General features: G+C 43.8%; 23 protein-coding genes and 1 riboswitch. Of the genes, 20 read left to right on the top strand and 3 right to left on the bottom strand.

Translation table 11 applies throughout. From position 1 onward, the window contains the following. Nucleotides 1-268: 268 nt before the first annotated feature. Both ACHAL6_RS01845 and ACHAL6_RS01840 read left to right on the top strand, forming a co-directional pair. Entirely contained in the window at nucleotides 269-574 is a 306-nt protein-coding gene (locus ACHAL6_RS01845) for a DUF960 family protein (protein WP_395268445.1), read from the top strand. A 102-nt stretch (nucleotides 575-676) separates the two neighbouring features. Beyond that, nucleotides 677-1,102: a YkvA family protein gene (locus ACHAL6_RS01840; protein WP_395268444.1), complete on the top strand. Its 426-nt coding sequence runs from the start codon at nucleotides 677-679 to the stop codon at nucleotides 1,100-1,102. A gap of 149 nt (nucleotides 1,103-1,251) precedes the next feature. Here ACHAL6_RS01840 and ACHAL6_RS01835 read toward each other — a convergent pair whose 3' ends face one another. Together ACHAL6_RS01835 and ACHAL6_RS01830 are read right to left on the bottom strand one after the other, a co-directional pair. After that, a complete protein-coding gene (locus ACHAL6_RS01835) occupies nucleotides 1,252-2,418 on the bottom strand; it encodes an iron-containing alcohol dehydrogenase (protein WP_395268443.1) in 1,167 nt (388 codons plus the stop codon). Continuing rightward, nucleotides 2,411-3,202, bottom strand: a complete 792-nt coding sequence (locus ACHAL6_RS01830) for a DeoR/GlpR family DNA-binding transcription regulator (RefSeq protein WP_395268442.1) — start codon at nucleotides 3,200-3,202, stop codon at nucleotides 2,411-2,413. The genes ACHAL6_RS01835 and ACHAL6_RS01830 overlap by 8 nt, the downstream gene beginning before the upstream one ends. 266 nt (nucleotides 3,203-3,468) lie before the next feature. On the opposite strand from ACHAL6_RS01830, the gene ACHAL6_RS01825 reads away from it, so the two are divergent. The 6 genes from ACHAL6_RS01825 (at nucleotide 3,469) to ACHAL6_RS01800 (ending at nucleotide 10,284) form a co-directional block, all read left to right on the top strand. Further along, complete coding sequence (locus ACHAL6_RS01825) at nucleotides 3,469-4,803, top strand: Na+/H+ antiporter NhaC family protein (protein WP_395268441.1); 1,335 nt, start codon at nucleotides 3,469-3,471, stop codon at nucleotides 4,801-4,803. Between the two features lie 81 nt (nucleotides 4,804-4,884). Further along, complete coding sequence (mtnK, locus tag ACHAL6_RS01820) at nucleotides 4,885-6,084, top strand: S-methyl-5-thioribose kinase (protein ID WP_395268440.1); 1,200 nt, start codon at nucleotides 4,885-4,887, stop codon at nucleotides 6,082-6,084. A 21-nt stretch (nucleotides 6,085-6,105) separates the two neighbouring features. Next, nucleotides 6,106-7,158, top strand: coding sequence for an S-methyl-5-thioribose-1-phosphate isomerase (locus ACHAL6_RS01815; RefSeq protein WP_395268439.1), 1,053 nt, complete (start codon nucleotides 6,106-6,108; stop codon nucleotides 7,156-7,158). An 11-nt stretch (nucleotides 7,159-7,169) separates the two neighbouring features. Next, the gene (locus tag ACHAL6_RS01810; RefSeq protein ID WP_395268438.1) at nucleotides 7,170-8,171 is read left to right on the top strand and encodes a 2-hydroxyacid dehydrogenase; all 1,002 of its coding nucleotides are present in this window, start codon (nucleotides 7,170-7,172) and stop codon (nucleotides 8,169-8,171) included. Beyond that, on the top strand, nucleotides 8,161-9,606 hold the full coding sequence (locus tag ACHAL6_RS01805; RefSeq protein ID WP_395268437.1) for an FGGY-family carbohydrate kinase: 1,446 nt from the start codon (nucleotides 8,161-8,163) through the stop codon (nucleotides 9,604-9,606). The genes ACHAL6_RS01810 and ACHAL6_RS01805 overlap by 11 nt, the downstream gene beginning before the upstream one ends. Before the next feature lie 18 nt (nucleotides 9,607-9,624). Further along, on the top strand, nucleotides 9,625-10,284 hold the full coding sequence (locus ACHAL6_RS01800; RefSeq protein WP_395268436.1) for an L-fuculose-phosphate aldolase: 660 nt from the start codon (nucleotides 9,625-9,627) through the stop codon (nucleotides 10,282-10,284). A gap of 200 nt (nucleotides 10,285-10,484) precedes the next feature. On the opposite strand, the gene ACHAL6_RS01795 is transcribed toward ACHAL6_RS01800, so the two are convergent. Continuing rightward, entirely contained in the window at nucleotides 10,485-11,375 is an 891-nt protein-coding gene (locus tag ACHAL6_RS01795) for a DMT family transporter (RefSeq protein WP_395268435.1), read from the bottom strand. 309 nt (nucleotides 11,376-11,684) lie between these two features. Between ACHAL6_RS01795 and ACHAL6_RS01790 the strand changes: the two genes are divergently transcribed. The 12 genes from ACHAL6_RS01790 to heR all read left to right on the top strand — a co-directional run bounded on the left by ACHAL6_RS01790 (nucleotide 11,685) and on the right by heR (nucleotide 24,483). Continuing rightward, nucleotides 11,685-13,025, top strand: a complete 1,341-nt coding sequence (locus tag ACHAL6_RS01790; RefSeq protein WP_395268434.1) for an MATE family efflux transporter — start codon at nucleotides 11,685-11,687, stop codon at nucleotides 13,023-13,025. Between the two features lie 85 nt (nucleotides 13,026-13,110). After that, the gene (gene yiaK / locus ACHAL6_RS01785) at nucleotides 13,111-14,115 is read left to right on the top strand and encodes a 3-dehydro-L-gulonate 2-dehydrogenase (RefSeq protein ID WP_395268433.1); all 1,005 of its coding nucleotides are present in this window, start codon (nucleotides 13,111-13,113) and stop codon (nucleotides 14,113-14,115) included. A 159-nt stretch (nucleotides 14,116-14,274) separates the two neighbouring features. Further along, a riboswitch (Lysine riboswitch) is annotated at nucleotides 14,275-14,421 on the top strand. Between the two features lie 79 nt (nucleotides 14,422-14,500). Further along, nucleotides 14,501-15,802 carry a diaminopimelate decarboxylase gene (lysA, locus tag ACHAL6_RS01780; RefSeq protein ID WP_395268432.1) on the top strand — a complete coding sequence of 434 codons (1,302 nt, stop codon included), beginning with the start codon at nucleotides 14,501-14,503 and terminating at the stop codon, nucleotides 15,800-15,802. A gap of 3 nt (nucleotides 15,803-15,805) precedes the next feature. Further along, a complete protein-coding gene (locus ACHAL6_RS01775) occupies nucleotides 15,806-17,008 on the top strand; it encodes an aspartate kinase (protein ID WP_395268431.1) in 1,203 nt (400 codons plus the stop codon). Nucleotides 17,009-17,022: 14 nt separating this feature from the next. After that, a complete protein-coding gene (dapF, locus tag ACHAL6_RS01770) occupies nucleotides 17,023-17,838 on the top strand; it encodes a diaminopimelate epimerase (protein ID WP_395268429.1) in 816 nt (271 codons plus the stop codon). Then, a complete protein-coding gene (locus ACHAL6_RS01765) occupies nucleotides 17,825-18,808 on the top strand; it encodes an aspartate-semialdehyde dehydrogenase (RefSeq protein WP_395268428.1) in 984 nt (327 codons plus the stop codon). The genes dapF and ACHAL6_RS01765 overlap by 14 nt, the downstream gene beginning before the upstream one ends. Further along, nucleotides 18,805-19,701, top strand: a complete 897-nt coding sequence (gene dapA, locus ACHAL6_RS01760; RefSeq protein WP_395268427.1) for a 4-hydroxy-tetrahydrodipicolinate synthase — start codon at nucleotides 18,805-18,807, stop codon at nucleotides 19,699-19,701. The genes ACHAL6_RS01765 and dapA overlap by 4 nt, the downstream gene beginning before the upstream one ends. Next, nucleotides 19,698-20,417, top strand: a complete 720-nt coding sequence (dapB, locus tag ACHAL6_RS01755; protein WP_395268426.1) for a 4-hydroxy-tetrahydrodipicolinate reductase — start codon at nucleotides 19,698-19,700, stop codon at nucleotides 20,415-20,417. The genes dapA and dapB overlap by 4 nt, the downstream gene beginning before the upstream one ends. Nucleotides 20,418-20,432: 15 nt before the next feature. Further along, a complete protein-coding gene (gene dapD, locus ACHAL6_RS01750; RefSeq protein WP_395268782.1) occupies nucleotides 20,433-21,134 on the top strand; it encodes a 2,3,4,5-tetrahydropyridine-2,6-dicarboxylate N-acetyltransferase in 702 nt (233 codons plus the stop codon). A 4-nt stretch (nucleotides 21,135-21,138) separates the two neighbouring features. Beyond that, the gene (locus tag ACHAL6_RS01745; RefSeq protein WP_395268425.1) at nucleotides 21,139-22,320 is read left to right on the top strand and encodes an aspartate aminotransferase family protein; all 1,182 of its coding nucleotides are present in this window, start codon (nucleotides 21,139-21,141) and stop codon (nucleotides 22,318-22,320) included. 10 nt (nucleotides 22,321-22,330) lie between these two features. Beyond that, the gene (locus ACHAL6_RS01740) at nucleotides 22,331-23,464 is read left to right on the top strand and encodes a M20 family metallopeptidase (RefSeq protein ID WP_395268424.1); all 1,134 of its coding nucleotides are present in this window, start codon (nucleotides 22,331-22,333) and stop codon (nucleotides 23,462-23,464) included. Nucleotides 23,465-23,691: 227 nt separating this feature from the next. Continuing rightward, on the top strand, nucleotides 23,692-24,483 hold the full coding sequence (gene heR, locus ACHAL6_RS01735; protein WP_395268421.1) for a heliorhodopsin HeR: 792 nt from the start codon (nucleotides 23,692-23,694) through the stop codon (nucleotides 24,481-24,483). The last annotated feature ends 29 nt before the right edge of the window (nucleotides 24,484-24,512 follow it).

Raw genomic sequence — 24,512 nt, 5'->3', positions numbered from 1 at the left:
GTTAGCCATAATCCTAACATTGACAGTTGGTATTACCAAACAGATACAAACATTTATATTTGAGTCTGCCAACTGTTTTTTTTTATAGTATTGTACATACTAATTCCCTTAAGATTTAATTGTTTCTAGCGGTACGTATTGCTAGTCCTTATCCTATGGACTTATATTTAGTTTTCATCTTCCTTTTAAACAGATAATCTAAACTATAATGAATACAAATCTTCTTTCCTACTCATAATACTGGTATCAAAAACAGGAGGGAAAGAAGATGAAAGGAAGAAAATTTCAGGGTGCACGCTACGTCACAAGAGGAATCAGTGGCTCACTGACTTATGAGCTGCAGCTTCTCATATGGGATCTCATCGATCAGCTGGAAGTGGAGCAGGATTATCTGCAAGTATTCAAGCTGGAAGATAAGAAGGGTGAAGTGAAGCTGACGCATAGACAGGAAGAACCGGATTATAGGAAGGACTACATATTGAAAGCCAAGGAATTTTCCATAGAGTCAGACAATAAGATCTTTGTGATTGATGATGGAGATTACTCCACCATGATGTTTGCTTCCGAATACTGATAATGAGCAAGTGTTTATCAAGTTCCTTACTCTGTAGAGATACACAGTATATTCATGATCCTATGGTATAATATCTCCAAATGAATACGAGGAGTGTTGAACATGGAATTTGATAATAAGGAACTGGAAGAAAAGAAATATGAAGAAGCATATTCTGAACCAAAGCTTTTTGATAAGATCAAGAAGTTTGCAAAGAAAGCTGGAATCAAAGTAATCTATCTGGCACTTCTGCTGTTCTATACACTGCAGCAGAAAGAGACACCTAGAAAGGCTAAGTCTGTCATTATTGGTGCACTTGGATATTTTATATTTCCTATGGATCTGATTCCGGACTTCATACCCGTTGCAGGATTTACAGATGATCTCACAGCACTAGCAGGAGCCCTTGTTATGGTAGCAATGCATGTGAACGAGGATACGAAGAGAAAAGCTAGAGAGAGGTTACACGTCTGGTTTGGTGATTATGATCATTCAGAACTGGATACCATCGACGAGAAGATGAAGAAGGATGAAATAATAGAAGAGTAAATCAAGATTTATGTTTGCAATCTAATAATAATGATAAGCACTGTAATTGAAATGTAGGAAGCTTTTTAAGTAATAAATCAAATAAAAAACTCCATAACCTTAATTGGTTGGTGGAGTTTTTTATGTGGGAAAATATCAAGAGACTTTAATTAAAGTGCTAAATTAAGAATCTCGATGATTCTGCTGTTATCTAGTGGAATATAGTGTCCAACAGTTTGAGTATCATTGTTTGTGGCTCTATTAGCCATTAATTCAAAGTGTGTAGCGCTGATTCCCAATTCCCCTAACGTTGTTTTCAGACCTAGAGACCTGAAGAACTCCTTAAGCTTATCTGCTAAAATCAGAGCCATTTCTTGTGCTGTGTAGTTCTGATAGTCTACCCCATAAATTCTGTTTGCCAACTGAGCTAGTTTTTCGGGTTTTTCATTTGCTATATACTTGCACCAAGCAACAAATACAACAGCCATTCCTTCACCGTGGGTGATACCATACTGAGCGCTGATTTCGTGTTCAATTCTGTGTGAACCCCAATCGGAAACTCTTCCGGTATCAAGAATCCCATTATGAGCTATTGAAGCGAGCCATTGTATTTCAGATCTTGCATCAATGTTTCTTGGATTTGTCATGAGTCTCTGAGAGTTCAGCAATACTGCCTTGATGGCACCTTCAATCATATAATCTGTTGTATCTACATGGAGGGTGTCTGAAAAATATCTCTCCAACAAATGAGACAGGATATCAGCGCATCCACAAGAAGTTTGGTATTTTGGAAGAGTAAGAGTGAATTTTGGGTTCATGATTGCGAACTTGGGTATTATCATGTCATCTTCAAATCCTAATTTACTTAGATCGTTCGAGATGATTGCTGCGTTAGACGTTTCTGAACCGCTAGAAGGGAGAGTTGTAATAACACCAACAGCGACGCTTGTTTCTGGTAAAGCTTTTCCGGCGAAAAAGTCCCATGCATCTCCGTCATAAGGAATTCCTAAAGAAACGGCTTTAGCTGTATCAATAGCGCTACCACCTCCAACTGCAAGAATGAAATCTACTTCATGTTGTTTCCCTATATTCACTAATTCTCTAACTAGTTCAATTTTAGGATTGGGTACAACGTTTGCTGATTCGTTAAATGTGATATTCAGATTGGAACAAGCCTGCTTTACTGTATCCCATATTCCAAGCTCTTTGATGAAATCACCGCTATAAATAAGAAGCAAGGAATTTACATGATATTCTTTTAAAAGATTTTCAATTTCCTTTTCTGAGTCCTGTCCGAAAATAATTTTTGAAGGGTTTTTGTACTGAAAATTAATCATTTGAGCTCTCCTTTATTATGTAGTCTAATTTAATATTAGTATTATTCAATGTATTCAGCCATTCTTTTGAAAGGCTTTTATCTGTAACTATTGTTTCAATTTTACTCAAGTCTGCGATGACAAATTCTGCGGAATCATAGAACTTTGTGTGATCAGCGATGAGAATATGTTGTTTAGCCTGATTGAGCATAGCTTTTCGAACTCTGCTTTCTTTATAGTTATTGTCAAGTAGTCCGAGTTTTAAATCTATTGCAGGACAACTAAGAAATACTTTGTCTGCATTATAGTTCTGAAGTGAATCGGTGGCCTGATATCCAACAAATGAGTTTGAACGATGTCTGAATTCCCCACCTATAACTATTAATTTGATTTGAGATGATTGTTTTGAAAATAAATTTGAGATTCTAAGTGAATTAGTAATTATTGTCAATTTAATATTTGAGTTAAATATGAGTTGCGCTAATTTCAAACAAGTGGTACTGCAATCCAAAATTATGGTATCAGACTCCCTGATGTAGTTTTTCAAGACGTATGAAGAAAGTGCTTCTTTTTCTTTTGAAAAAATTGTTTCTCTGATTTCAATTGGAGCTCCTTTATCATCTTTCTCAGGTAAAAATGCACCCCCATGAATTCTTTTAAGAGCATTTTTATTTTCCAACTCTTTTAGATCACGACGAACAGTTTCTTCACTACAAGATAATTGGCTGCTCAAGTCTGAAATTAATACACTTCCGTACTTGTTAAGCTCTGATAATATAATTCTATGTCTTTCGATTTTAAGCATGTTATTACCTTCCAATCAATTTATTAACTGAATACACGATACCACAAAATACCACAAATAACAACATTTAGCATGATATTTTTATTACTATATTTGGGTATTACGTTTACATACAAATAAAAACCACAAATAATCACAAAAATTATGTTGACTATTATTGTGTTATGTTGTATTTTGTGTATATGGAAAACGTTTTAAGAGGGAGGTGAAAATGTCTGAGCAAAACGTTATCGAAATTATATAACTTATATTAGGGGGTAAAAAAATTGAAAAGTAAAAATCAAGGTAGCTTTATGGGGCTTCTGCCACTGGTAATTTTCTTAGTACTTTATTTTGCCATGGGTATTATTACTGGGGACTTTAACAACTTACCATTAATGATTGGTATTTTTATTGCTTCAGGCATATCATTTTTCATGAAAAGTCCAGTTGCAGAAAAAAAGAGCTTTGTTGAAAAGGTTGAAATATTTACTAGAGGGGGGGGTGAGAGCACATTAATATTAATGGTAATCATCTATATGCTAGCGGGAGCATTCTATAAAGTTGCTGGAGCAATGCATGCTACTGATACCGTTACAAATATCGGAATTTCTATTCTCCCACCAAATCTAATATTACCAGGGCTATTTGTGATTGGTTGTGTACTTAGCTTCTCTATGGGTACATCGATGGGGACAGTCGCAGCGTTGATGCCGATTGCTATTGATATAGCTAATAAAACTGGTGTAAACATTGCATTAGTTAGTGGTGTTGTTGTGGGTGGTGCTATGTTCGGAGATAACTTATCATTCATTTCCGATACTACTATTGCAGCAACAACTACACAGGGAATTGCTATGAAAGAAAAGTTTAAAGCAAACTTCCTAATGGTTCTCCCTGCTGTGATCATAACGATTGTTGCATTAGCTTTTTGGCCAGTGGACAAAGCAAATATTATGACTCCAGGAACAATCAATCTAATTAACTTAGTTCCATACGTTTTAGTCATCGGATTATCATTAGCCGGATTACATGTTATTCCAGCGATGACAATATCTGTTTTAAGTGGTGTAGCTGTTGGGTTATTCCATGGAGACTTTACTTTTGTTGAGTCTTTTGGAGTTGTCCATGAAGGTATGACTTGGATGCAGGATATGGCAGTTATAGCAGTATTCGTTGGTGGTCTAGTCGCTATGATGAAGTATTTGGGTGGTATAGACTGGTTATTATCCAGATTATCTAAAAATACAAAGACTAAGAAAGGTGCCGAACTAAGTATGGCTGCGTTAGTAAGTTTAGTTGATGTTGCCACTACAAACAATACAATTTCAATTATTGCTGTTGGTCCAATTGCAAAAGATATTTCAAATGAATATGATATCTCACCACAAAGGACAGCAAGTATACTTGACTTATTCTCATCAGCATTTAATGGCTTGACTCCTTATGCGGGTCAATTATTAACGGCTGGTGCATTAGCAGGAATTTCACCTGTTTCGATTATGCCATTTGTTTGGTACTCAATTCTTATGATTATATTTGGGGTAATTTCAATTCTCATTGGTTGGCCATATGGAAGTTCACAAAAGAAAGAAAAAGAAATTGAAAAAGAACTAGCTTAATATCAATTATTTAGGAGAAGAGAAGTGTAAATTAAGCATTACTCTTCTTCTAAAATTTATAGGAAAAGTAGGTGCGCTTGATTGAATAAATATAATGAACATTTTTTACTTGATACTGAATCTGTTAAAGATTATGTAGTAAGTAAACTGAATTATTTTAAGCCTGAAGAAAATATTGATGCACAGGAAATTGGAGATGGAAACATAAATTATGTATTTAAAGTATGGAATCCATTGACAGGTAAATCAATAATTGTTAAGCAGGCAGATAAACTGCTTAGATCATCCGGAAGACCATTAGACATGTACAGAAATAGAATTGAAGCTGAGATTCTAAAAATACAGAGGAATCTGGCTCCGGAATATGTTCCTGAAATTTATTTCTATGATGAGAATATGTATGTTTTAGCTATGGAAGATATTTCAGAATTTAAGAATATGAGAACCGAAATGTTGAATGGTAAAATCTTTGCACATTTTTCGGATAATGTCTCTACATTTTTAGCAGATACACTAATTCCTACTACGGATCTTTTTATTTCAAGGTCAGAAAAGAAAAATAATGTAAAGAAATTTATGAATCCTGAGTTATGTGATATAAGTGAAGATTTAGTTTTCACAGAGCCTTATTGGGATTATAAAAAAAGAAATATTATTTTGAAAGAAAATCTTGATTTTGTTAAAGAAAATTTATATGACGACAAGGTATTACATTTTGAAGTGGCTAAGTTAAGAGATAGGTTTATGAATTACCCACAAGCATTAATACATGGAGATTTACATTCAGGATCTATTTTTGCAAATGATTCAGGGATCAAAATTATTGATCCAGAGTTCGCATTTTATGGTCCAATTGGATACGATAGCGGGAATGTTATTGGAAACTTATGTATGTCATGGGTTAATAAAGAATTCACTGATGCTAGTAATCAACATTTCATTGACTGGATAAAAGCATCTATTTTAGATATCATGATAAAACTAGAAAGTAAGATTACTACGAAGCTAAAAGAGTCAACAGAAAATGGATTATATAAATATAGTTTTAAACAGTTTTATACGAATAGTATAATAGAGGATACATACGGATATGCTGGAACGGAGATTATAAGACGAGTTGTTGGTGATTCAAAGGTCAAAGAAGTTACATCCGTTGAAGATCCAGTGACTAGAATTCCTATGGAAAGAGCTATGATAAAAGTAGGGATTTATCTCATAAAAAATAGGTATAACTCTATTGATCTGAATGATTTGCAGAAAATCATCAATGTAGAAAAATAAATTTAGAAAGAGGTCCAAGATATGGAAAGATATGATCATGATTTAGCCTTTATGCTGCAGTATGAAAATATAGCTTGGTATGAGAACGGGAAGGTAAGAATTCTTGACAGAAGAATCTATCCAAGAGAAGTCAAGTTTGTTGAGTGCAATTCCTATCTCGAAGTCAAGCAGGCCATTGCAGACATGGTAACCCAGAGCGCAGGGCCTTATACAGCTGCAGGAATGGGAATGGCTTTGGCTGCTTATGAAACAAGGGGAAGATCCTTAGAAGAACAGTATAGCTTCATGGAAAGAGCTGCCTACGAAATTGCTAATGCTAGACCAACGACGGCAAATCGAATGGGCAAAATTACAGCAAGCTGCCTGAAGACATATAAGGAAGCTCTGACTAGCGGAAAAGATCCAATAGAAGCGGTATTTCTTCATACAGTGGAATCTTTAAATAGAAGATATTCCATCATGGAAAAAGTCGGAATCAATCTGGCAAAACGATTTCCGAAAAATGGAAGTGTACTGACGCAGTGTTTCGGAGAGACAATCATTGGGATGATGTTGAGGGCTGCTAAAAACAGCAACAATGACATTAAAATATATAATGCCGAAACAAGACCTTACCTTCAAGGTGCAAGACTGACTTCTACCTGTTGTGCACAGATGGGGTTCGATACCACAGTGCTTACAGACAATATGATTGCGTATGCCATGGAAAACAAAGGCATCGACATGTTTACATCCGCTGCTGATTCGATTGCAAGAGATGGCCATATCGCTAATAAGATTGGAACCTTTCAGATTGCGATACTAGCCAAACATTTTGGTGTTCCCTATTATGTGACAGGAATTCCTGATGTGGACAAGCTCACAAGAGATGATATTAAAATTGAAGAAAGAGATCCTAAGCAAGTGCTGAGTTGTAATGGATTGAGAAACACAATAGATGAGGTGAAAGCCATCTATCCATCTTTCGATATTACTCCGCCTCATCTAATAACGGGTATAGTTACTGATAAGGATATCTATGTTCCTAATTGCATAAATGATTACTTTGACTCAGAAATTAATGCGTTTTACTAGGAGGGATGAAATTGAAGTTATTCATACGTGCACCATTTACCAGTGAAAAAATCGAAGAATTAAGAGAACTATTTACAGAAATAGTCTATGAGCCATGGACGAAGAATGGCCAGAGATACTATGAAGATGATATGATTGAAGCACTTCGGCAGCATCAGCCTGATGTCCTTATCACGGAACTTGATAAAGTGACGGACAAGGTCCTCAGGAATTACAAGAATCTGAAGGCAGTAGGTGACTGCCGCGCGGTTCCTGCGAATATAGAGGTGGATGCCTGTACCAAGAATGGTATTCCTGTTATCTGCACCCCAGGTAGAAATGCTCAGGCGGTGGCGGAAATGTTGGTGGGGCTCCTACTTTCTTATATGAGGAACATCATTCCATCGGTAAACTGGGTGAAAAAAAAGAAATGGGTTGAAGGTACAACTCCATACCACTTATGGATGGGGAATGAATTAAGCGGGAAGACAATCGGATTTGTTGGGTTTGGTGCAGTGGGACAAGCAGCAGCAAGAATACTGGAAGCCTTTGGCTGCAAGATCACCTATTATGACCCCTTTGTAAAGATTGAGAACTCTAATTATGAGAAAAAGGAACTTGCAGATTTATTTGGTTCCTCAGACATCATTTCTCTTCATCTGCCTTCCATTCCTGAAACAGAGAAAATGATAGACCTTAACCTTATGAAATCAGTGAAGAAAAACGCCATACTGATTAATACAGCCAGAAGCTCCGTCATAGATATGGAAGCTTTAGAAACTGTAATCAAAGATGGGGTTATAAGTGGTGTAATATTGGACGTCTTAGACAATGAACCACCTTCTGATGAAGATCTGAGACTGATTAAGTATGAGAATGTCCTCATCACGCCTCACATCTGCGGCGCCACCTATGAAGTTACAGATCACCAGTCCACTATAATGACTGAAAGACTGAAGAAGTATTTCCAGGAAGGACTCAAAGAGGGTGTACTATATAACTATAGGGATCTTGGAGAAAGAGATGAAAAGTAAGAATTATCTGGTGGTCGACTCAGGAACAGGGAACTGTAAAGTGGCCTTGGTTGACGCTACAGGACATATCGTGGACGTAGAGTCCTTTGAAAATAAATACTATAAAGACTATTCCTATCCGGATGCACAATACTTCATGCCCCAAGAATGGGAAGAAAAAATTCTGTCCACCTGCAAGGGGCTTATTGCAAGGAACAGAAATACAAGGATTGATGCGGTGATATCAACTAGTGCCCGTCAAAGCATAGTGTTGTATGATGAAGATTCCCAAGCATACTATGGACTTCCGAACATAGATAATCGTGGAAAGACATGGATGGACGAAATCACCGACAGAACAGAAATCTATGACAAGACTGGTAGATGGGTGACGGAGGATTTTCCTGCAGCTAAGATGTTTGGCCTTAAGAAAAAGCAGCCTGAATTATTCAATAATATGTATAAATTCACCAGTGTCAGTGAATGGGTTGGAAGTATCTTCACAGGGAAAATATGTATTGAGCCTTCTCAGGCATGTGAAACTCAGCTTTATAATATCAACATTGGGAACTGGGATGCGTCCCTATGCCACAGTTATGAAATACCAGAGACTACGTTGCCTGAGATAATGGATGCGGGCAGTAAGCTAGGGGATGTGAAGGGGAGCGTACTAGAGTATCTGGGGTTAGAATATCAAACGATTTTCATCGTTGGAGGAGCAGATACTCAAATGGCTCTGAAGGGAATCAGCATTGAGGAAAATGAGTTTGGAATCATATCAGGCACTACATCTCCAGTCCTTACTTTGAATCGAAAGAAAATATATGATGCTGAAGAAAAGTGCTGGGTGAATTTGGATCTGGGCTCAGACCATTATGTCATAGAAACCAATCCAGGTGTGACAGGGTTGAACTATCAGAGATTGAAGAATCTCATTGCACCATCAATATCTTATGAAGAAATTGAAGAGATGTATGACAAGATGAATTCATATAAGTGCACCGTGTCTCTGACGTCTCTCGACTTTGCAAATAAACGATCTCTGGGTTCTGGAGGTATTATATTAACTTCTCCACTAAATACTATGGAGAGTATTTATGACATATTATGGGCATCCATAGCAGATATTGCATGCTCTATCTACACACAATATCTTAATCTGAATAGCATGACCAGTAATGCCAAAGACTACATCAAATGTGGTGGTGGTGGTTTCCGTTCTCGAACCTTATGTCAAATGCTGTCGGATATGACAGGAAAGAAGATAATCTTGTTTGACAGATATCAGCAGGCTACTATTATCGGGGCAATTGTCCTGGCAAACCGCTATTTCAAGGAAGAGTCAAATTTTGAATTTTTTATGTTGGAAGAATATACACCCAAAGAAGACAGCTTAGTTCAGCAATATTATAGTGAATGGATCAAGAACCGTAAATTAATTAGTGAAAGAAAATAAAAAAAGTGGAGGAAAGAAATGTTATTAGAAAACGAAAGAAATTTAATTGTAGAATATGGTAAAAAGATGAGTGCTTCAGGCTTGACATCTGGTACAAGTGGAAATATCAGTATTTATGTTCCTGAAAAAGGTATGATGGCTATCAGCCCATCTGGCATAGGATATTTCGATACCAAGCCAGAAGATGTGGTAATCATGGATCTTGATTCCAATGTCATAGATGGACATAGAAAACCCTCAAGTGAATGGGCACTTCACTCAGAAATGTACAAGAGAAAGCCGGACTGCAGATCTGTAGTGCATACACACTCCATGTACTGTACTGTTTTCGCATCTCTGCATCAGCCTCTTAGAGCTGTGCACTATGTGCTTGCGGATGCTGGAGTAGCTACAGTGCCATGTGCACCTTATAGAACATTTGGAACTGTTGAGCTGGCTCAGGTGGCAGGTGAGTACATTGGCGAAGGAAATGCGGTTCTGCTTGCAAATCATGGTATGTTGGCATGCGGTGGTTCAATAAAGAGTGCATACGGCTTAGCCAATGGACTTGAATACTGTGCAGAGCTAGAGTATCGAACTAGAGCTATTGGAAAGCCTGTAGTGCTTGATGATGAAGAGATGGCTAATATTATTGAAAGATTTAAAACTTATGGTCAAGTAAGTAGAACTGAAGGATAGCGAATCCGATTATATGGTACTTTTAGTGTGAGAATATAAAAGATATATATATATATATATATATATCGACAGTCAAAAACAATCCAGATGGCAGCCTGAGAGCTCCCTTCTGGATTGTTTTCATAGATCTGATATTTAAGTTTTCAATTCTGAAAGCTTATTCTAATTAAGTGTATTAATTAATTATTGGGAGAGGTTTGTTAACCCATGAAGATGACAGCAACACCTAGTACACCGATGAGGGCACCCATGACTTCATTGGCCTTGACCTTTTCCTTGAAGAAAATGATACTTACCGGAATGATCAGGATGGGCACGATGGCCATGAGGGTAGAAGCAATGGCCGTGGACGTGTATTTCACTGCCATAAGAGACAGAGATACACCTACCACAGGTCCGAAGATGGAACCGATGGTGATGCCTGTCATGGCATTCTTGTTCTTGAATGTGCTGAAGAAACCAGACCACTTCTTTGTTGCCGTTATGATGATGATGAATCCTAGGATTCCAGCAAAGATTCTGATTTCAGTGGCGACGAAGGGATTGAGATCTGCCACACCCACTTTGGAGAGGATGAGCCCAAGTGCCTGACCTACAGCGCCTAAGAAAGCGAAGGTGATCCCTTTGATGGGATGTCTTACAACGATCTTATGACTTCCCTTGTCTTTTCCCATGACCACGATGGCGATTCCGATGAAAGTCAGCATCATCCCTGCAATCTGGATGAAGCCCAGTTTCTCACCTAAGATGAAATAACTCATCACTGCCGTGATGGGTGGAGCCAGCGCCATGATCAGCATGGATACTCTTGCACCGATTTCAACGAAAGCCTGGAAGAGGAACATATCCCCCAGAACAAAGCCTACAAGTCCTGAAAAGAGCAGTGCCTGGAAAGCTTCCGGGGTTACATTAAGATTCCTGAAGCCGCTGGTGATAAAGAAATTAATAACTGTAATAATGACTAGAGAGACCACAAGTCTCATGAGATTCAGAACCAGAGAACCGACTTTCTTGCCTGCGTATTCAAAGGATACAGAAGATCCTACCCAGCAGAAGGCGGTAAGTATAGCAGCAATTTCGCCAATAAACATCTAACATCCATCCTGTCCTATTTTATTTTTCATTTCATTATCTTAACACAGCATCAAAGGATTTCATAGAAAATTTAAAGTTCTCTGAACTGGCGTAAAACCTGAAATTAGTTCTGAAACAGGACAGTATGACAGCAGGAAAATTCAGCCGTAAATAGAATGACAATATTTGATATGAAGAATTGGATAAATGGCAAATTCAGTGCTTTGACGAAGAAGTGAAAATTGGGTATAGTATTATGAGCTAAAAGCGCTGAAAGTACCAGAACCGGTTAAGAAATGCGCTTTTCTGAAATGATCGGAGGACCTATGAGCGTAAAGTCTAAAGAAAGAAATCAGTTATATAAGACATTTTTTAAATATGTATCCTTGAACGTCATCAGCATGATCGGATTTTCCGCCTTTATCCTGGCGGACACCTTCTTCATCGCCAACGGCATCGGAAAGGATGGTCTGGTATCCTTGAACCTTGTAATACCGGCTTATACCGTGGTCTATTCCATGAGTCTTCTGCTTGGAACTGGTGTTGGAACCGTCTACTCCATCTATCGTGGAGAAAAGAAACCGAAACGAGGAAATGAAGTGTTCACCCAGATGATGATTCTGGGCATTTTCATCGGGCTTCTCTTCACCATCATTGGGCTGCTGTTTCCTGATGAGATCGTGATGCTTTTAGGGGCAGAAGGCCATCTTGTCGAGATGTCCAGAGACTATACCTACACAGTATTCAACTTCTCCATTGCCTTCATGGTGAACAGTATTCTTGTAAGCATGGTGAGAAACGACGGACATCCAAGGCTTGCCATGATCGCCATGATGACAGGCAGTCTCAGTAACATCCTTTTGGACTACATCTTCATCTATCCCCTTGGGATGGGCATGTTCGGTGCTGCCCTTGCCACAGGCATCGCACCGATACTAAGCATTCTTGTGATGGTACCTTTCTTCATTAAGAAGAAGCACCATTTCAGGTTTGTGAAGACAGAGATGAGGCCCTTGGAAATAAGAAAGGTAGTCTCCATCGGCATTCCCACCTTCATCACAGAGCTCTCCTCAGGGCTTGTGATTCTGCTCTTCAACCTGGTGATTCTTCACTACATCGGAGAGATCGGTGTGGCAGCCTATGGCATCATCGCCAATCTGGCGCTGATTCTCATCGCAATCTTTTCTGGAGTAGGGCAGGGGATTCAGCCCATCATCAGCTTCAATCACGGTCAGGGAAATCAGGAGAATGTGAGAAGAACACTCAGACTGGGGATTCTTTTCTCAGCGGTGCTGGCGGTGCTTCTCTACAGCATATTCATCGGTAACTCCGATGAGATCATCAGGGCGTTCAACTCGGAAAACAATCTGGAGCTCCACCGCCTGGCCAAGGAAGGCATGCGGATCTATTTCACCTCCTTCCTCTTTGCCGGAATGAACATCACCATCATCTCCTATTTTTCAGCCAAGGCGAAACCGAGACCCTCCTTCATCGTTTCGCTACTCCGAGGAATACTGCTGATTCCACCGGTACTTCTCCTCTTTGCAGATGCCATGGGCATCACTGGAGTATGGATCACCATTCCACTGGTGGAGCTTCTGGCGCTACTCATCTCACTCACGCTGCTCCATATGGAAAGAAGAAAAAGAATGCAGATGCCTTTATAGGGTCTGCATTCTTTTTATGGTTCAGGAGCGCTTCATTCGTGATAAGATAGAAAGAGAATACTCTATATACTGGGGGAGAAAAATTATGAGAATACCATATGAAACCATGCTGAATGAATTCAAGAGGGTCCTCACCGACCGCGGAGTCTCTGAGGACATCGCCTTTGAAGCGGCGGAGAACTTTGCCATGACAAGCCTTGACGGAGTCTATTCCCATGGCGTCAACAGATTTCCGAGAATCGTAAGCTACATAGACCGCAAGGTCATCAATCCCAAGGCCCTGCCCGAATGCGAGATGCATTTCGGTGCCATGGAAAGATGGAACGGGAACCTGGGACTTGGAAACATCAACGCCAAGCGTGCCATGAAAAGAGCCTGCGAACTGGCTGAAGAAAACGGAATCGGGGTTGTGGCACTGAGAAACACCAATCACTGGTTAAGAGGCGGTGCATACGGATGGCAGGCCGCCGAAGAAGGATACATCGGCATCTGCTGGACCAATACCATGCCTAATATGCCTGCCTACGGCGGAAAGGACCATAAGATCGGCAATAATCCTTTCATCATGGCAGTGCCAAGAACCAGCGGGGAACATGTGGTACTGGATATGGCCATGTCCCAGTTCTCCTATGGAAAGCTGGAAGACTACAGAATGAAAGGGAAAGAACTGCCCATTCCTGGTGGATATGATCAGGCAGGGAAACTGAGTACGGATCCGAAAGTCATCGAGGAAACCAGAAGAGTTCTGCCCATCGGTTTCTGGAAAGGAAGCGGACTTTCCATCGTGCTGGATATGATTGCGACGGTTTTAGCCGGTGGCAACGCCACTCGTGATATCGCCAAGGATGACCAGAATGAGTCGGGACTGTCCCAGGTCCTCATAGCCATCGATCCGAAGAAATTCAGTACAGCAGGAGAAATCGACACCATGGTCACCCGCATTGTGGAAGACCTGAAATCATCGGAAGTGGATGAGGAAATCGGCAGGGTATCCTATCCCGGTGAATCCACCATCAAGAGAAGAAAAGAGAATCTTGAAAAAGGCATTCCCGTGCTGGAAGAAGTCTGGAACAGGATCCTTGCTCTGTAAAACCTGCTTTGAAAATCTCTGAAAAGTTTATCGGTTAAAAGGATTACATCAGGTGACAACGGGAAACAAATTAAGAGATGTATAATTATTCAACGATTATAAGCGATTCGTTTGACAATAAAACAAATTAAATGTAAGATAGCAATAATTTAATACAGCCGTGTGAAAAGAGGTCGCGTCTAGTCAAGAGTACCGTGAAAGGGAAAGGGGCTGACGCCGAAGTACATTGTACTGGGCCCTGACTGAACAAGTCAGGGACTATTTCCAGATCGTTGCCCAATGGTCTGGAAGTGCGCTTTAACATGGCAGGGCGACTGCAAGGTATATTCATGACCGTGAGCATTCGCTCACGGTCATATTTTTTTATCTGCAGGAGGACAAACCCATGAGACTATATGGAACACAGAGCATCATAAACAATCATCTTCACATCGGCGGTGTCAGTACTAAGGACCTGGCCAGAACCTATGGAACCCCCCTCTACATCATGGATGAGGAGGAAATGAGATCCAGAACCAGGCTATTCAGAGAGAATTTCATCCATGAGAGAATCGAGACGGAAGTGATCTATGCCTCCAAGGCGTTCATGACAAAAGCCATGGCAAAGCTCATAAAGGAGGAAAATCTATCGCTGGATGTGGTCTCAGGAGGAGAGCTCTTCACAGCACTTGCAGCGGGCTTCCCAGCGGAGAAGATCTTCTTTCACGGAAACAACAAATCTCTGGAAGAACTCGTCTATGCAGTGCATAGCGGCGTAGGAACCATCATTCTGGACAATGAGGACGAGGCGGAAAGACTGAGAGGGATTCTGGAAGAGAGAGAAAAGAAGCAGAGAGTGATTCTGCGGGTGAATCCCGGCATCGAAGCCCATACCCATGAATACATCAGCACCACGAAGAATGATTCGAAATTCGGTCTCAGCATCTTCAGTGCAGACACCGTGGATCTCATAAAAACCCTTGATGCGGATCCCGTCTTTGACTTTCGAGGTATCCACTGTCATATCGGATCCCAGATCTTTGAAGAGGAATCCTACTTCAAAGCTGTGGAGGAAATGCTTGGCTATGTGGGTAACCTGAAAGAGAAGGGCATAGCGATTAGGGAACTGAACCTTGGTGGAGGCTTTGGGGTCTCCTATGAGGAAAAGGATACGCCCATGGTGTATGAAAACTTCCTGAAAGCACTCCTTGAACATGTAGCAGGGATTTCAGAGCAGATGGACCTTCTGCCCCTGAAAGTGCTCATCGAGCCTGGACGTGCCATTGTGGCCAATGCGGGAACCACACTTTACGAGGTGGGTGGAACCAAAACCACCTATGGGGGAAAGAAGTACGTCTTTGTGGACGGCAGCATGGCCGATCACATCCGTACGGTTCTCTACGATGCAACCTATACAGCATGCCTGGCAGACAGGATGGAGGATCCACAAGAGGAAGTCTATACGGTGACGGGAAAAGCCTGCGAGTCCGGAGATATTCTGGTGAGAGAAGCGCATCTTCCGGTACCGGAAAAAGGAAACCTTCTGGCGGTGTTTTCCACAGGTGCCTACCACTACTCCATGGCGTCCAACTACAACCGCCTGAGAAAACCGCCGGTGATCTTCGTCAGAAGCGGAAAATCAAAGGTTGTGGTGAAGAGAGAGACCTATGAGGACCTCATAAGAAATGATCAGATGGAGGAATATTAAGCGATGAGAACAGTACTGAAATTCGGCGGATCCTCGGTGGCCGACCTTGCGAGAATGAAAAGCATCGCAGAAAAGCTTGCGAGAAGACAGATTGAGGGAGAAGAGCTGGTGGTGGTGGTCTCCGCCATGGGAAAGACCACCAATCAGCTTCTGTCCATGGCAAGGGAAGCATCGGAGAATCCGTCTAAAAGAGAAGTGGATATGATGCTGGCCACGGGAGAACAGATCTCCATAGCCCTTCTCACCATGATTCTTCAGGAGAAAGGAGTGAAGGCCGTATCCCTAACGGGATACCAGGCAGGCATTCTCACGGAAGGCATTCATACGAAGAACAAGATCAGAGACATTGATCCGAAAAACATCGAAAAATATCTGTCCGAAGGATATATCGTAGTGGTGGCGGGATTTCAGGGATTCAATGAAAGCGGCGAAATCACCACCCTGGGAAGAGGAGGATCCGATACCACAGCAGTGGCTCTGGCGGCAAAGCTTCATTGCCACTGCGAGATCTATACGGATGTGGACGGCATCTACGGAGTGGATCCGAGGCTCTATCCCAGGGCAAGGCACATGGACTCCATCACCTATGAGGAGATGAAGGAAATGGCATTTCTCGGTGCCAAGGTCATGGAACCCAGATCCGTGGACATTGCCCAGAACTACGGCGTCATCATCTATGTGGGCTCTGCCCACGAAGACAAAAGAGGAACCTATATACAGGAAGGAGAAAAAAACGTGGAAGAGAGAAGCATCACCGGTCTGTCGGTACTGGAAAACATCATGATGGTCACCATCAGTCATCTGCCGGAAAGAAGCATCCATACGGCAGACATTTTCACAAAACTGGCAGAAGAGGAGATCAATGTGGATATGATCAGTCAGACGCCCATGCCGGACGGATCCGTAACGCTTTCCTTCACGGCTTCAGCCGAAGACAGAAAGCTCATGGAATCGGTGCTGCACGAAGTGGTGGATGAGCTCCCCGGAGCGGAGCTGACGACCACCACTGAGATTCTGAAGGTATCCGTGGTGGGATCAGGTATGAGGACCCAGAGCGGTGTAGCGGCTAGAATCTTTACGCTCTTTGCGCAAAACGGCATCACCTTCAAGCAGGTGAGCACATCGGAGATCTCCATCTCCTACACCATGGAGAAAAAGCATAAGGAGAAGGCGGTAGAGCTCATTGCAGATGCCTTTTCTCTGTAAGGAGGGTGAGAAACATGAAATTCACAAAATATCACGGGACCGGAAATGACTTCATAGTCCTAATAGAAAAGGATCTGGAGGGAAGAGAAGAAAGTGAAACGGCCAAAGCCCTCTGTCATAGAAACTACGGCATCGGCGCAGATGGACTGCTCATCGTGAAGGAGTCTCAGGTGGCGGACCTTAAAATGGCCTACTACAATCAGGACGGCAGTGTTGCACCTATGTGCGGAAACGGGCTGAGATGCTTCGCAAGGTTTGCCCATGAAAATGATCTGGTGGAAAATGACCGGTTCCAGGTGGAAACCCTGGCGGGGATTCTTCCAGTGGATGTATCTTCTGGGTATGAGAGAATCCGTATCGGGCTCATGAAGCCATCTTTTCATCTCACTGCACCCCATGTGAGAAGGGAGGTTTATGAGGGGGAAATTCTGAACCTTGCGGTCAATGGAAGAAGCTATGATCTTCATGTGCTCTTTCTCGGGACCCTGCATGCTGTGGTCTTTACGGAGGATGAAGTGCCCTATGAGGATGCCGATGGCCTCTGTCACCATGAATTCTTTCCGGAGCACATCAACGTGAACTTCGTAAAGGTGGAAAGCGAAGAGGCCATAAGGCTTCTGACCTTTGAACGCGGAGTGGGCTACACGCTGGCCTGCGGAACAGGTGCCGCATCCGCTCAGGTGACTGCCCATAAACTGGGCTTCACGAAGCCCAAAGCAAAGGTCCATGTGGATGGAGGAATGCTTGAAGTCACTGTAAAAGACCAGGTGTTTCTGGAAGGACCCGCTGTATGCATTGCGAAAGGAGAGATGGAAATTGGACAAGCTTAATCTGGCCATAGTAGGAGCCACCGGTATGGTGGGCAGAACCTTTCTGACGGTTCTGGAAGAGATGGAACTTCCTCTCGGGAATCTGGTGCTTCTGGCATCGGAAAGATCTGCCGGAAAGAAGGTTCTCTTTCAGGGAAAAGAGATCGAGGTGGAAGAGCTCACGGAAGGCTCCTTTGACAAGGAAAGATTCCAGTACGCCCTCTTCTCTGCAGGAGGAAGCATCTCAGAGATCTATGCACCGATCGCCACCCAAAACGGCATCACCGTCATCGACAACAGCAGTCAGTGGCGTATGCATGAAGAAGTGCCTCTGGTGGTTCCGGAAATCAATATGAAGGCTGTAGAAGACCATCTTCTCATCAGCAATCCCAACTGTTCCACCATCCAGTCCGTTCTGCCACTGAAGGTGATCCATGATCTCTATCAGGTGGAAAGAGTAGCCTATACCACCTATCAGGCGGTGTCGGGCTCCGGGCAGAAAGGTGTGGAGGATCTTCTGGGCACAAGAGCAGGAAAAGAGCCTTCCTTCTATCCCAAGGTCATTTCCGATAACTGCCTTCCGCAGATCGATGTGTTTCTGGAGGACGGTTATACGAAAGAAGAGCAGAAGATGGTCGATGAGACCAGAAAGATTCTGGAGGATGAAAAGATGAAGGTCACAGCCACCTGTGTCAGGGTACCTGTTCTTAACGGACACAGCGTTGCCATGAATGTCACCTGCAGAGAGAAGATCGATTACGAGGCGCTTAGAAAAGCGCTGGCTTCCTCTGAAGGAATCATCTATTACGAAACAGACTATCCCACAGCCAGAGATGCCACGGGTCAGGACCAGGTCCTTTTGGGCAGACTGAGAAAAGATGAGAGCCTGGATAATTCACTGCACCTCTGGTGCGTGGCGGACAATATCAGAAAAGGCGCAGCAAGCAATGCTGTGGAGATTTTAAAGAGAGTATGGGAGGAAAGAAGATGAGTTTATGGATTGGAGCGGGGGTTGCCCTGATCACCCCTTTTAAAAACGGAGAGATTGATTACGCGTCACTGAAGCGTCTCATAGAGTGGCAGATTGAGGAAGGTACAGATGCGCTCATCATGGCAGGTACCACAGGAGAGTCCGCCACCATGTCCAAAGAAGAGAAGCTGGCATTATTCAGCTTCACCGTGGATCTGGTCCAGGGCAGAGTGCCTGTCATTGCAGGCACAGGGTCAAACTGTACCAGTGACACCATCTCCCTTTCCGTGGAAGCGGAAAGGATAGGTGTGGACGGACTTCTTCTGGTGACGCCTTACTACAACAAGCCCAGCCAGAGAGGACTTTATGCACACTACAAGGCTGTGGCGGATGCGGTGAAGCTTCCCGTCATACTCTACAATGTGCCAGGACGGACCTCTGTGGATCTTCTGCCTGAAACCGTGGTGAAGCTTGCGGAGATTTCCAACATCGTCGGTCTCAAGGAAGCTTCCGGTGAACCGGACAGAGCGGCAGTCATTCTGCAGGAGGTGAAGGAGAACTTCAGAGTCTACTCCGGAAACGACAATGAAATCTATGACTTCATGGCCAAGGGAGCCCATGGCGTCATTTCCGTCTTATCCAATGTGGTGCCTAAGGCGGTCCACGAGATGGTCTATGACTATGTGGAAGGAAGAGCGGAAAAATCTCTTGCGAGTCAGAGGGCATATGAAAATCTGACGTCCTCTCTCTTCATGGAAACCAATCCGGTACCGGCCAAAGAAGCGCTGAACCTCATGGGATACGAGGCAGGGGAGTTCAGGCTGCCTCTTGTGGGGCTGGAGGAGCAGAACAAGGAGAAACTGATCTCTGTTCTCAGAGCCTATGGTCTCATGGAAGGGGGCGCAGGAAGATGAAAGTGATTCTATTCGGCGCAGGAGGGCAGATGGGCAGAGCCATTTCAGCCCTCTATGAGGAAGATCATCCGGAGGTGGAAGTGGTTCTGGTGGACAGGGAAGAGAGTGCCTATGTATCTTCCATGGGCGGCGCGGATGTGGCCATTGATTTTTCAGGGAAGGAGGCCCTCGGCACCATTCTCTCCTACTGCAGGGAAAATCAGGTGCCTCTTGTTATTGGAACCACCGGTCATGAGGAGAAAGACCTGGCTGAAATAGAAGAGGCGGCCAGACTCATTCCTATTATTAAAAGCGGAAACTACAGCCTGGGGGTCTATGTGCTGAAGCATCTGGCAAGAGAAGCGGCGAGGCTTCTGGGAGAAGATGCGGATGTGGAAATCATCGAGAAGCATCATAACAGGAAAAAGGATGCACCCAGCGGTACAGCGCTGCTACTGGCTGATGCGGTGGATGCAGGCGGCGTTCCTCATGAAAGGGTCTATGGACGAGAAGGGGTCTCTCCCAGAAAGAAAGGAGAACTGGGCATTCATGCAGTGCGTGGAGGAAGCATCGTCGGAGAACACACAGTGCTTTTTGCACTGGAGAGTGAAAGTCTGGAGCTCGTCCACAGGGGAGAATCCAGAATGCTTTTTGCCAGAGGAGCGGTGAAAGCGGCGCAGTTCATAATAAACCAGAAACCGGGTCTGTATGCTATGGACCATATGATGAAAGGATGATTGAAAATGAGTGAAATGATGTTACAGGATGCCTATGCCATTGCGGCATTCATCAAAAATGCGGAAAAAAGCACCCCGGTGAAGCTCTATGTGAACGGAAATCTGGAGGGGGCCGATTTCGGAGCCCTGAAAGTGTTTGGTGAGGGGAACAGCCGGATCCTCTTCGGAGAAGCAAAGATGGTGGAGGAATTTCTGTCTCTGTACAGGGAGAAAATCACCGATATGGTGCTGGAAAACGACAGAAGAAATTCTGCCATTCCCCTTCTGGACCTGACAAAGATCGATGCGAGAATCGAGCCGGGTGCCTTCATAAGAGACCATGTGGTCATCGGGAAAGGGGCAGTGATCATGATGGGTGCGGTCATAAACATCGGTTCCGTCATCGGTGATGGCACCATGGTGGACATGAATGCCGTGGTGGGCGCAAGAGGAACCATCGGAAAGAACTGCCACATCGGCGCAGGCGCCGTGGTGGCAGGGGTTCTGGAGCCGCCCTCAAAGACTCCGGTGATCATCGAAGACGGGGTCCTTATTGGAGCCAATGCGGTGATTCTTGAAGGCGTCAGAGTCGGAAAGAATGCGGTGGTGGCGGCAGGAGCCATCGTCACGGAAGATGTTCCGGAAGAAGCGGTGGTGGCGGGTTCTCCTGCAAAGGTGATCAAATACAAGGACGACAAGACACGGGAAAAGACGAAACTTCTGGATGATTTGAGGTGAGAATATGACGCTTATGCGTGAAGATCAGAACTATGTACTGAATCTCTATAAGAGAATTCCTCTGGAGATCGCCCGCGGAGAAGGCATGTATCTCTATGACAGGGAAGGAAACAGATATCTTGATTTCTATTCAGGGATTGCCGTGAATACCCTGGGTCATGGACATCCTGCGATAGCGGATGCCATCAGAGAGCAGATGGACGCTTTTCTGCATCTCTCCAATTACTTCACAACATCCGCTCAGGTGTCCCTTGCGAAGAAGCTGGTGGAAAACAGCTTTGCCAGCAAGGTGTATTTCGCCAATTCCGGTGCGGAAGCCAATGAAGCCATGCTGAAACTTGCACGTAAATACGGACAGGGCTTCCATGGAGAAAAAACCAGGTTCGTATCCGTGGACAGGGGCTTTCATGGGAGAACCATGGGCAGCATGAGTGTCACGGGGAATGGAAAGTATAAGGACCAGTTCGGGAAATCGCTTCAGGATGTGGTGCATATCCCACTGAATGATGTGGATGCCTTAAGAGAGGCTGTGGATGAAAACACCTGTGGCATCATTTTTGAGATCATACAGGGAGAAGGGGGACTTAGGCAGGTCACAGAAGAATTCATCGCCGCCATCAGAGAAGAAGCAAGAAAACATCATGCGCTGATTCTGGTGGATGAGGTGCAGACTGGGCTCATGAGAACGGGGAATCTTTTCTCCCATGAAGCCTATGGCCTGACTCCCGATGCCATGACTCTTGCCAAAGGGCTTGGGGGAGGACTTCCCATCGGCGCCATGCTGGTTCATGAAAGTGTGGAAGATGTACTGAAGCCGGGAGACCATGGATCCACCTTCGGTGGCAATCCAGTGGCCTGCGCTGCGGGGAATGCCATGCTTTCCGTGCTTCTGGAAGAGGGATTCAAGGAAGAGCTGAAGGAGAAGAGCGGATATCTTCTGGAAGGCCTTGAGATGCTCATGGACCGGCATCCGCTGGTCATCCGTGAAATCCGGGGAGAAGGACTCATGCTGGGACTGGTTGTGGGCGCTCATGCGGAAAGAGTGAAAGAGAGAGCGCTGGAGCATCATCTTCTGCTTAATGTGACGGGCAATGAAGTAGTGAGGCTTCTTCCGGCACTGATCCTCAGCAGGGAGGAGATCGATCTTTTCATTGAAACCATGGATGATGTGCTCAGCGGGATATAAGGAGAAGAACATGGATATGGAGATGCTGTTTGAAGAAGTGAAAGAAATAAGAAGAGACCTGCACCGCATACCGGAGCTTTCCTTTGATCTGCCTCTGACATCAGGCTATATCAGAGAGAAGCTTCTATCCTACGGCTATGAACCTGTGAAAACGGCAGGAACAGGCTGGATTGCGGTGCTTGAAGGAAAGTCGGGAGATGCTGTGGCCTTTCGCGCGGACATGGATGGGCTGAAAGTGACGGAAAAAACAGGCAGAGCTTTTTCTTCAAAGCATGAAGGCTTCATGCATGCCTGCGGTCATGATGGACATATGGCCATGCTGCTTGGCTTTGCCAGATGCCTCAAAAGCTTGGAGCAGCCGGAAAAGACTGTGGTTCTTGTCTTTCAGCCGGCAGAAGAAGGCCCGGGCGGAGCAAGGGTCATCATGGAAGAGAGAATTCTTCAGAAACTGAATGTGAAGAGAATCTATGGTTTCCATCTCTATCCAGGCCTTGCCAAGGGGAAAATCGGACTCTGCAGCGGACCTTTCATGGCCAGAAACGGAGAGTTCGACATCACAGTTCAGGGGGAAAGCAGTCATGCAGGACAGCCTCATCTGGGAAATGATGCCCTGGTGGCCGCGGCTCAGATGATTCTTGCCATACAGAATATCCTCTCGAGAAATCTTGATCCCCTTTCGCCTGCAGTGATCCATGCGGGCATGCTTCACGGTGGATCGGCAAGAAACATCGTGGCAGGAAGTGCCAGGATCGAAGGCACCATCCGAGCCTTTTCCAGAGAAACCTATGAGGATATTAAAAGTGCTCTCAAGAGAACGGTGGATGGCATAGCTATTATGAACAGAGCAGTCATGGACCTTGAAATACGGGATTTCTACCCGGAAGTGAAGAACGATCGGATTCTTGTGGAAGAGATCCGAAGTCTGCTCAGTGAAGAGGAAGTGGAGATCATGAAGCCTTTGATGCTGGCGGAAGACTTCTCCTTCTATCAAGAAGAGATTCCAGGCGTCTTTCTGTTTCTTGGCACAGGAGATGAAGCGGCAGGGCAGATCCATCCTCTTCATCATGAGAAGTTCGATTTCGAGGAAAGTGTTCTTCTCACAGGAATCGAGATGTACAGAAGGATACTTGAATCGCTATCATGACTGAAATGAAATCCACTTGTCCCGAAAAATGATCAGCACCATAGTATGATGAGGAGTCTCTTGATGTTCAGGACTTTGAAGCGCCTATAATATCACGTTAAGTGGTATTATGGGCGCTATTTATTATTTTATTGCGTAATGTGAAGTTTAGAGATATTATGAGGACAAGAACACGGTATGTGATAAAGAAGATAAAGAAGATAAATAAGATAAAGGAGATATATGATATGAAAGAAATAACCTTGAAGAAACTGAGAAATTTCAATAAGATCATGGGTGGCCTGCACTTTGTACAGGGAGCCATCATGCTGTTTCTGGCTACCAGCGTCATTCAGAAAATAGGAGAGTTCCAGCCCACCATCACCCAGAACTATCTGGAGTTCAATCAGCAGACCATGTCCCTGGAGCTGACATCCAAGGCGCTCTTTGACCTTCCTTTCGGCATTCTGGTTGCGCTCTTCCTGTTTATATCGGCAGCAGCCCACGCACTGGTCTCCATCCCTGAAAGGATGAACCGGATCTATAATACGGATCTGGAAAAGGGCATCAATAAATTCAGATGGTTTGAATATTCCTTAAGCTCATCCATTATGATCGTGCTGATTTCAACACTGTTCGGAATCTACGACATCGCATCTCTGCTTCTGATCTTTGCAGTGAATGCTTCCATGAATCTTTTCGGACTGGTCATGGAGCAGCTGAATTCCATGAGAAAGAAGGAAGATGTGGACTGGGGTCCATTCATCTGGGGATCCATCGCTGGTATTGCACCATGGATCGCCATCCTTCTCTATATGTTCGGAACAGGTGAATTTGATCGTGTACCATGGTTTGTATGGGCCATCATCGGAACCTACTTTGTGGCATTCAACACCTTCCCGGTGAACATGGTGCTGCAGTACAAGAAGATCGGAAAATGGAAGAACTACATATATGGTGAAAGAGTATACATCGTACTGAGCCTGGTGGCAAAGTCCATCCTGGCATGGCTGGTACTGTTTGGTGCCATGCAGCCATAGAAGAAGATCCTTAATTTGCCATGACACAC

Source organism: Proteiniclasticum sp. C24MP (assembly GCF_043951855.1).
Lineage (GTDB): Bacteria > Bacillota > Clostridia > Clostridiales > Clostridiaceae > Proteiniclasticum.
This window is presented reverse-complemented; position numbering and strand designations above follow the sequence as displayed.

Coding starts and splice junctions, on each gene's coding strand:
- ACHAL6_RS01845 (WP_395268445.1), top strand. CDS start 269: ATGAAAGGAAGAAAATTTCAGGGTGCACGCTACGTCACAAGAGGAATC.
- ACHAL6_RS01840 (WP_395268444.1), top strand. CDS start 677: ATGGAATTTGATAATAAGGAACTGGAAGAAAAGAAATATGAAGAAGCA.
- ACHAL6_RS01835 (WP_395268443.1), bottom strand. CDS start 2,418: ATGATTAATTTTCAGTACAAAAACCCTTCAAAAATTATTTTCGGACAG.
- ACHAL6_RS01830 (WP_395268442.1), bottom strand. CDS start 3,202: ATGCTTAAAATCGAAAGACATAGAATTATATTATCAGAGCTTAACAAG.
- ACHAL6_RS01815 (WP_395268439.1), top strand. CDS start 6,106: ATGGAAAGATATGATCATGATTTAGCCTTTATGCTGCAGTATGAAAAT.
- ACHAL6_RS01805 (WP_395268437.1), top strand. CDS start 8,161: ATGAAAAGTAAGAATTATCTGGTGGTCGACTCAGGAACAGGGAACTGT.
- ACHAL6_RS01800 (WP_395268436.1), top strand. CDS start 9,625: ATGTTATTAGAAAACGAAAGAAATTTAATTGTAGAATATGGTAAAAAG.
- ACHAL6_RS01795 (WP_395268435.1), bottom strand. CDS start 11,375: ATGTTTATTGGCGAAATTGCTGCTATACTTACCGCCTTCTGCTGGGTA.
- ACHAL6_RS01790 (WP_395268434.1), top strand. CDS start 11,685: ATGAGCGTAAAGTCTAAAGAAAGAAATCAGTTATATAAGACATTTTTT.
- yiaK (WP_395268433.1), top strand. CDS start 13,111: ATGAGAATACCATATGAAACCATGCTGAATGAATTCAAGAGGGTCCTC.
- lysA (WP_395268432.1), top strand. CDS start 14,501: ATGAGACTATATGGAACACAGAGCATCATAAACAATCATCTTCACATC.
- ACHAL6_RS01775 (WP_395268431.1), top strand. CDS start 15,806: ATGAGAACAGTACTGAAATTCGGCGGATCCTCGGTGGCCGACCTTGCG.
- dapF (WP_395268429.1), top strand. CDS start 17,023: ATGAAATTCACAAAATATCACGGGACCGGAAATGACTTCATAGTCCTA.
- dapA (WP_395268427.1), top strand. CDS start 18,805: ATGAGTTTATGGATTGGAGCGGGGGTTGCCCTGATCACCCCTTTTAAA.
- dapB (WP_395268426.1), top strand. CDS start 19,698: ATGAAAGTGATTCTATTCGGCGCAGGAGGGCAGATGGGCAGAGCCATT.
- dapD (WP_395268782.1), top strand. CDS start 20,433: ATGATGTTACAGGATGCCTATGCCATTGCGGCATTCATCAAAAATGCG.
- ACHAL6_RS01745 (WP_395268425.1), top strand. CDS start 21,139: ATGACGCTTATGCGTGAAGATCAGAACTATGTACTGAATCTCTATAAG.
- ACHAL6_RS01740 (WP_395268424.1), top strand. CDS start 22,331: ATGGATATGGAGATGCTGTTTGAAGAAGTGAAAGAAATAAGAAGAGAC.
- heR (WP_395268421.1), top strand. CDS start 23,692: ATGAAAGAAATAACCTTGAAGAAACTGAGAAATTTCAATAAGATCATG.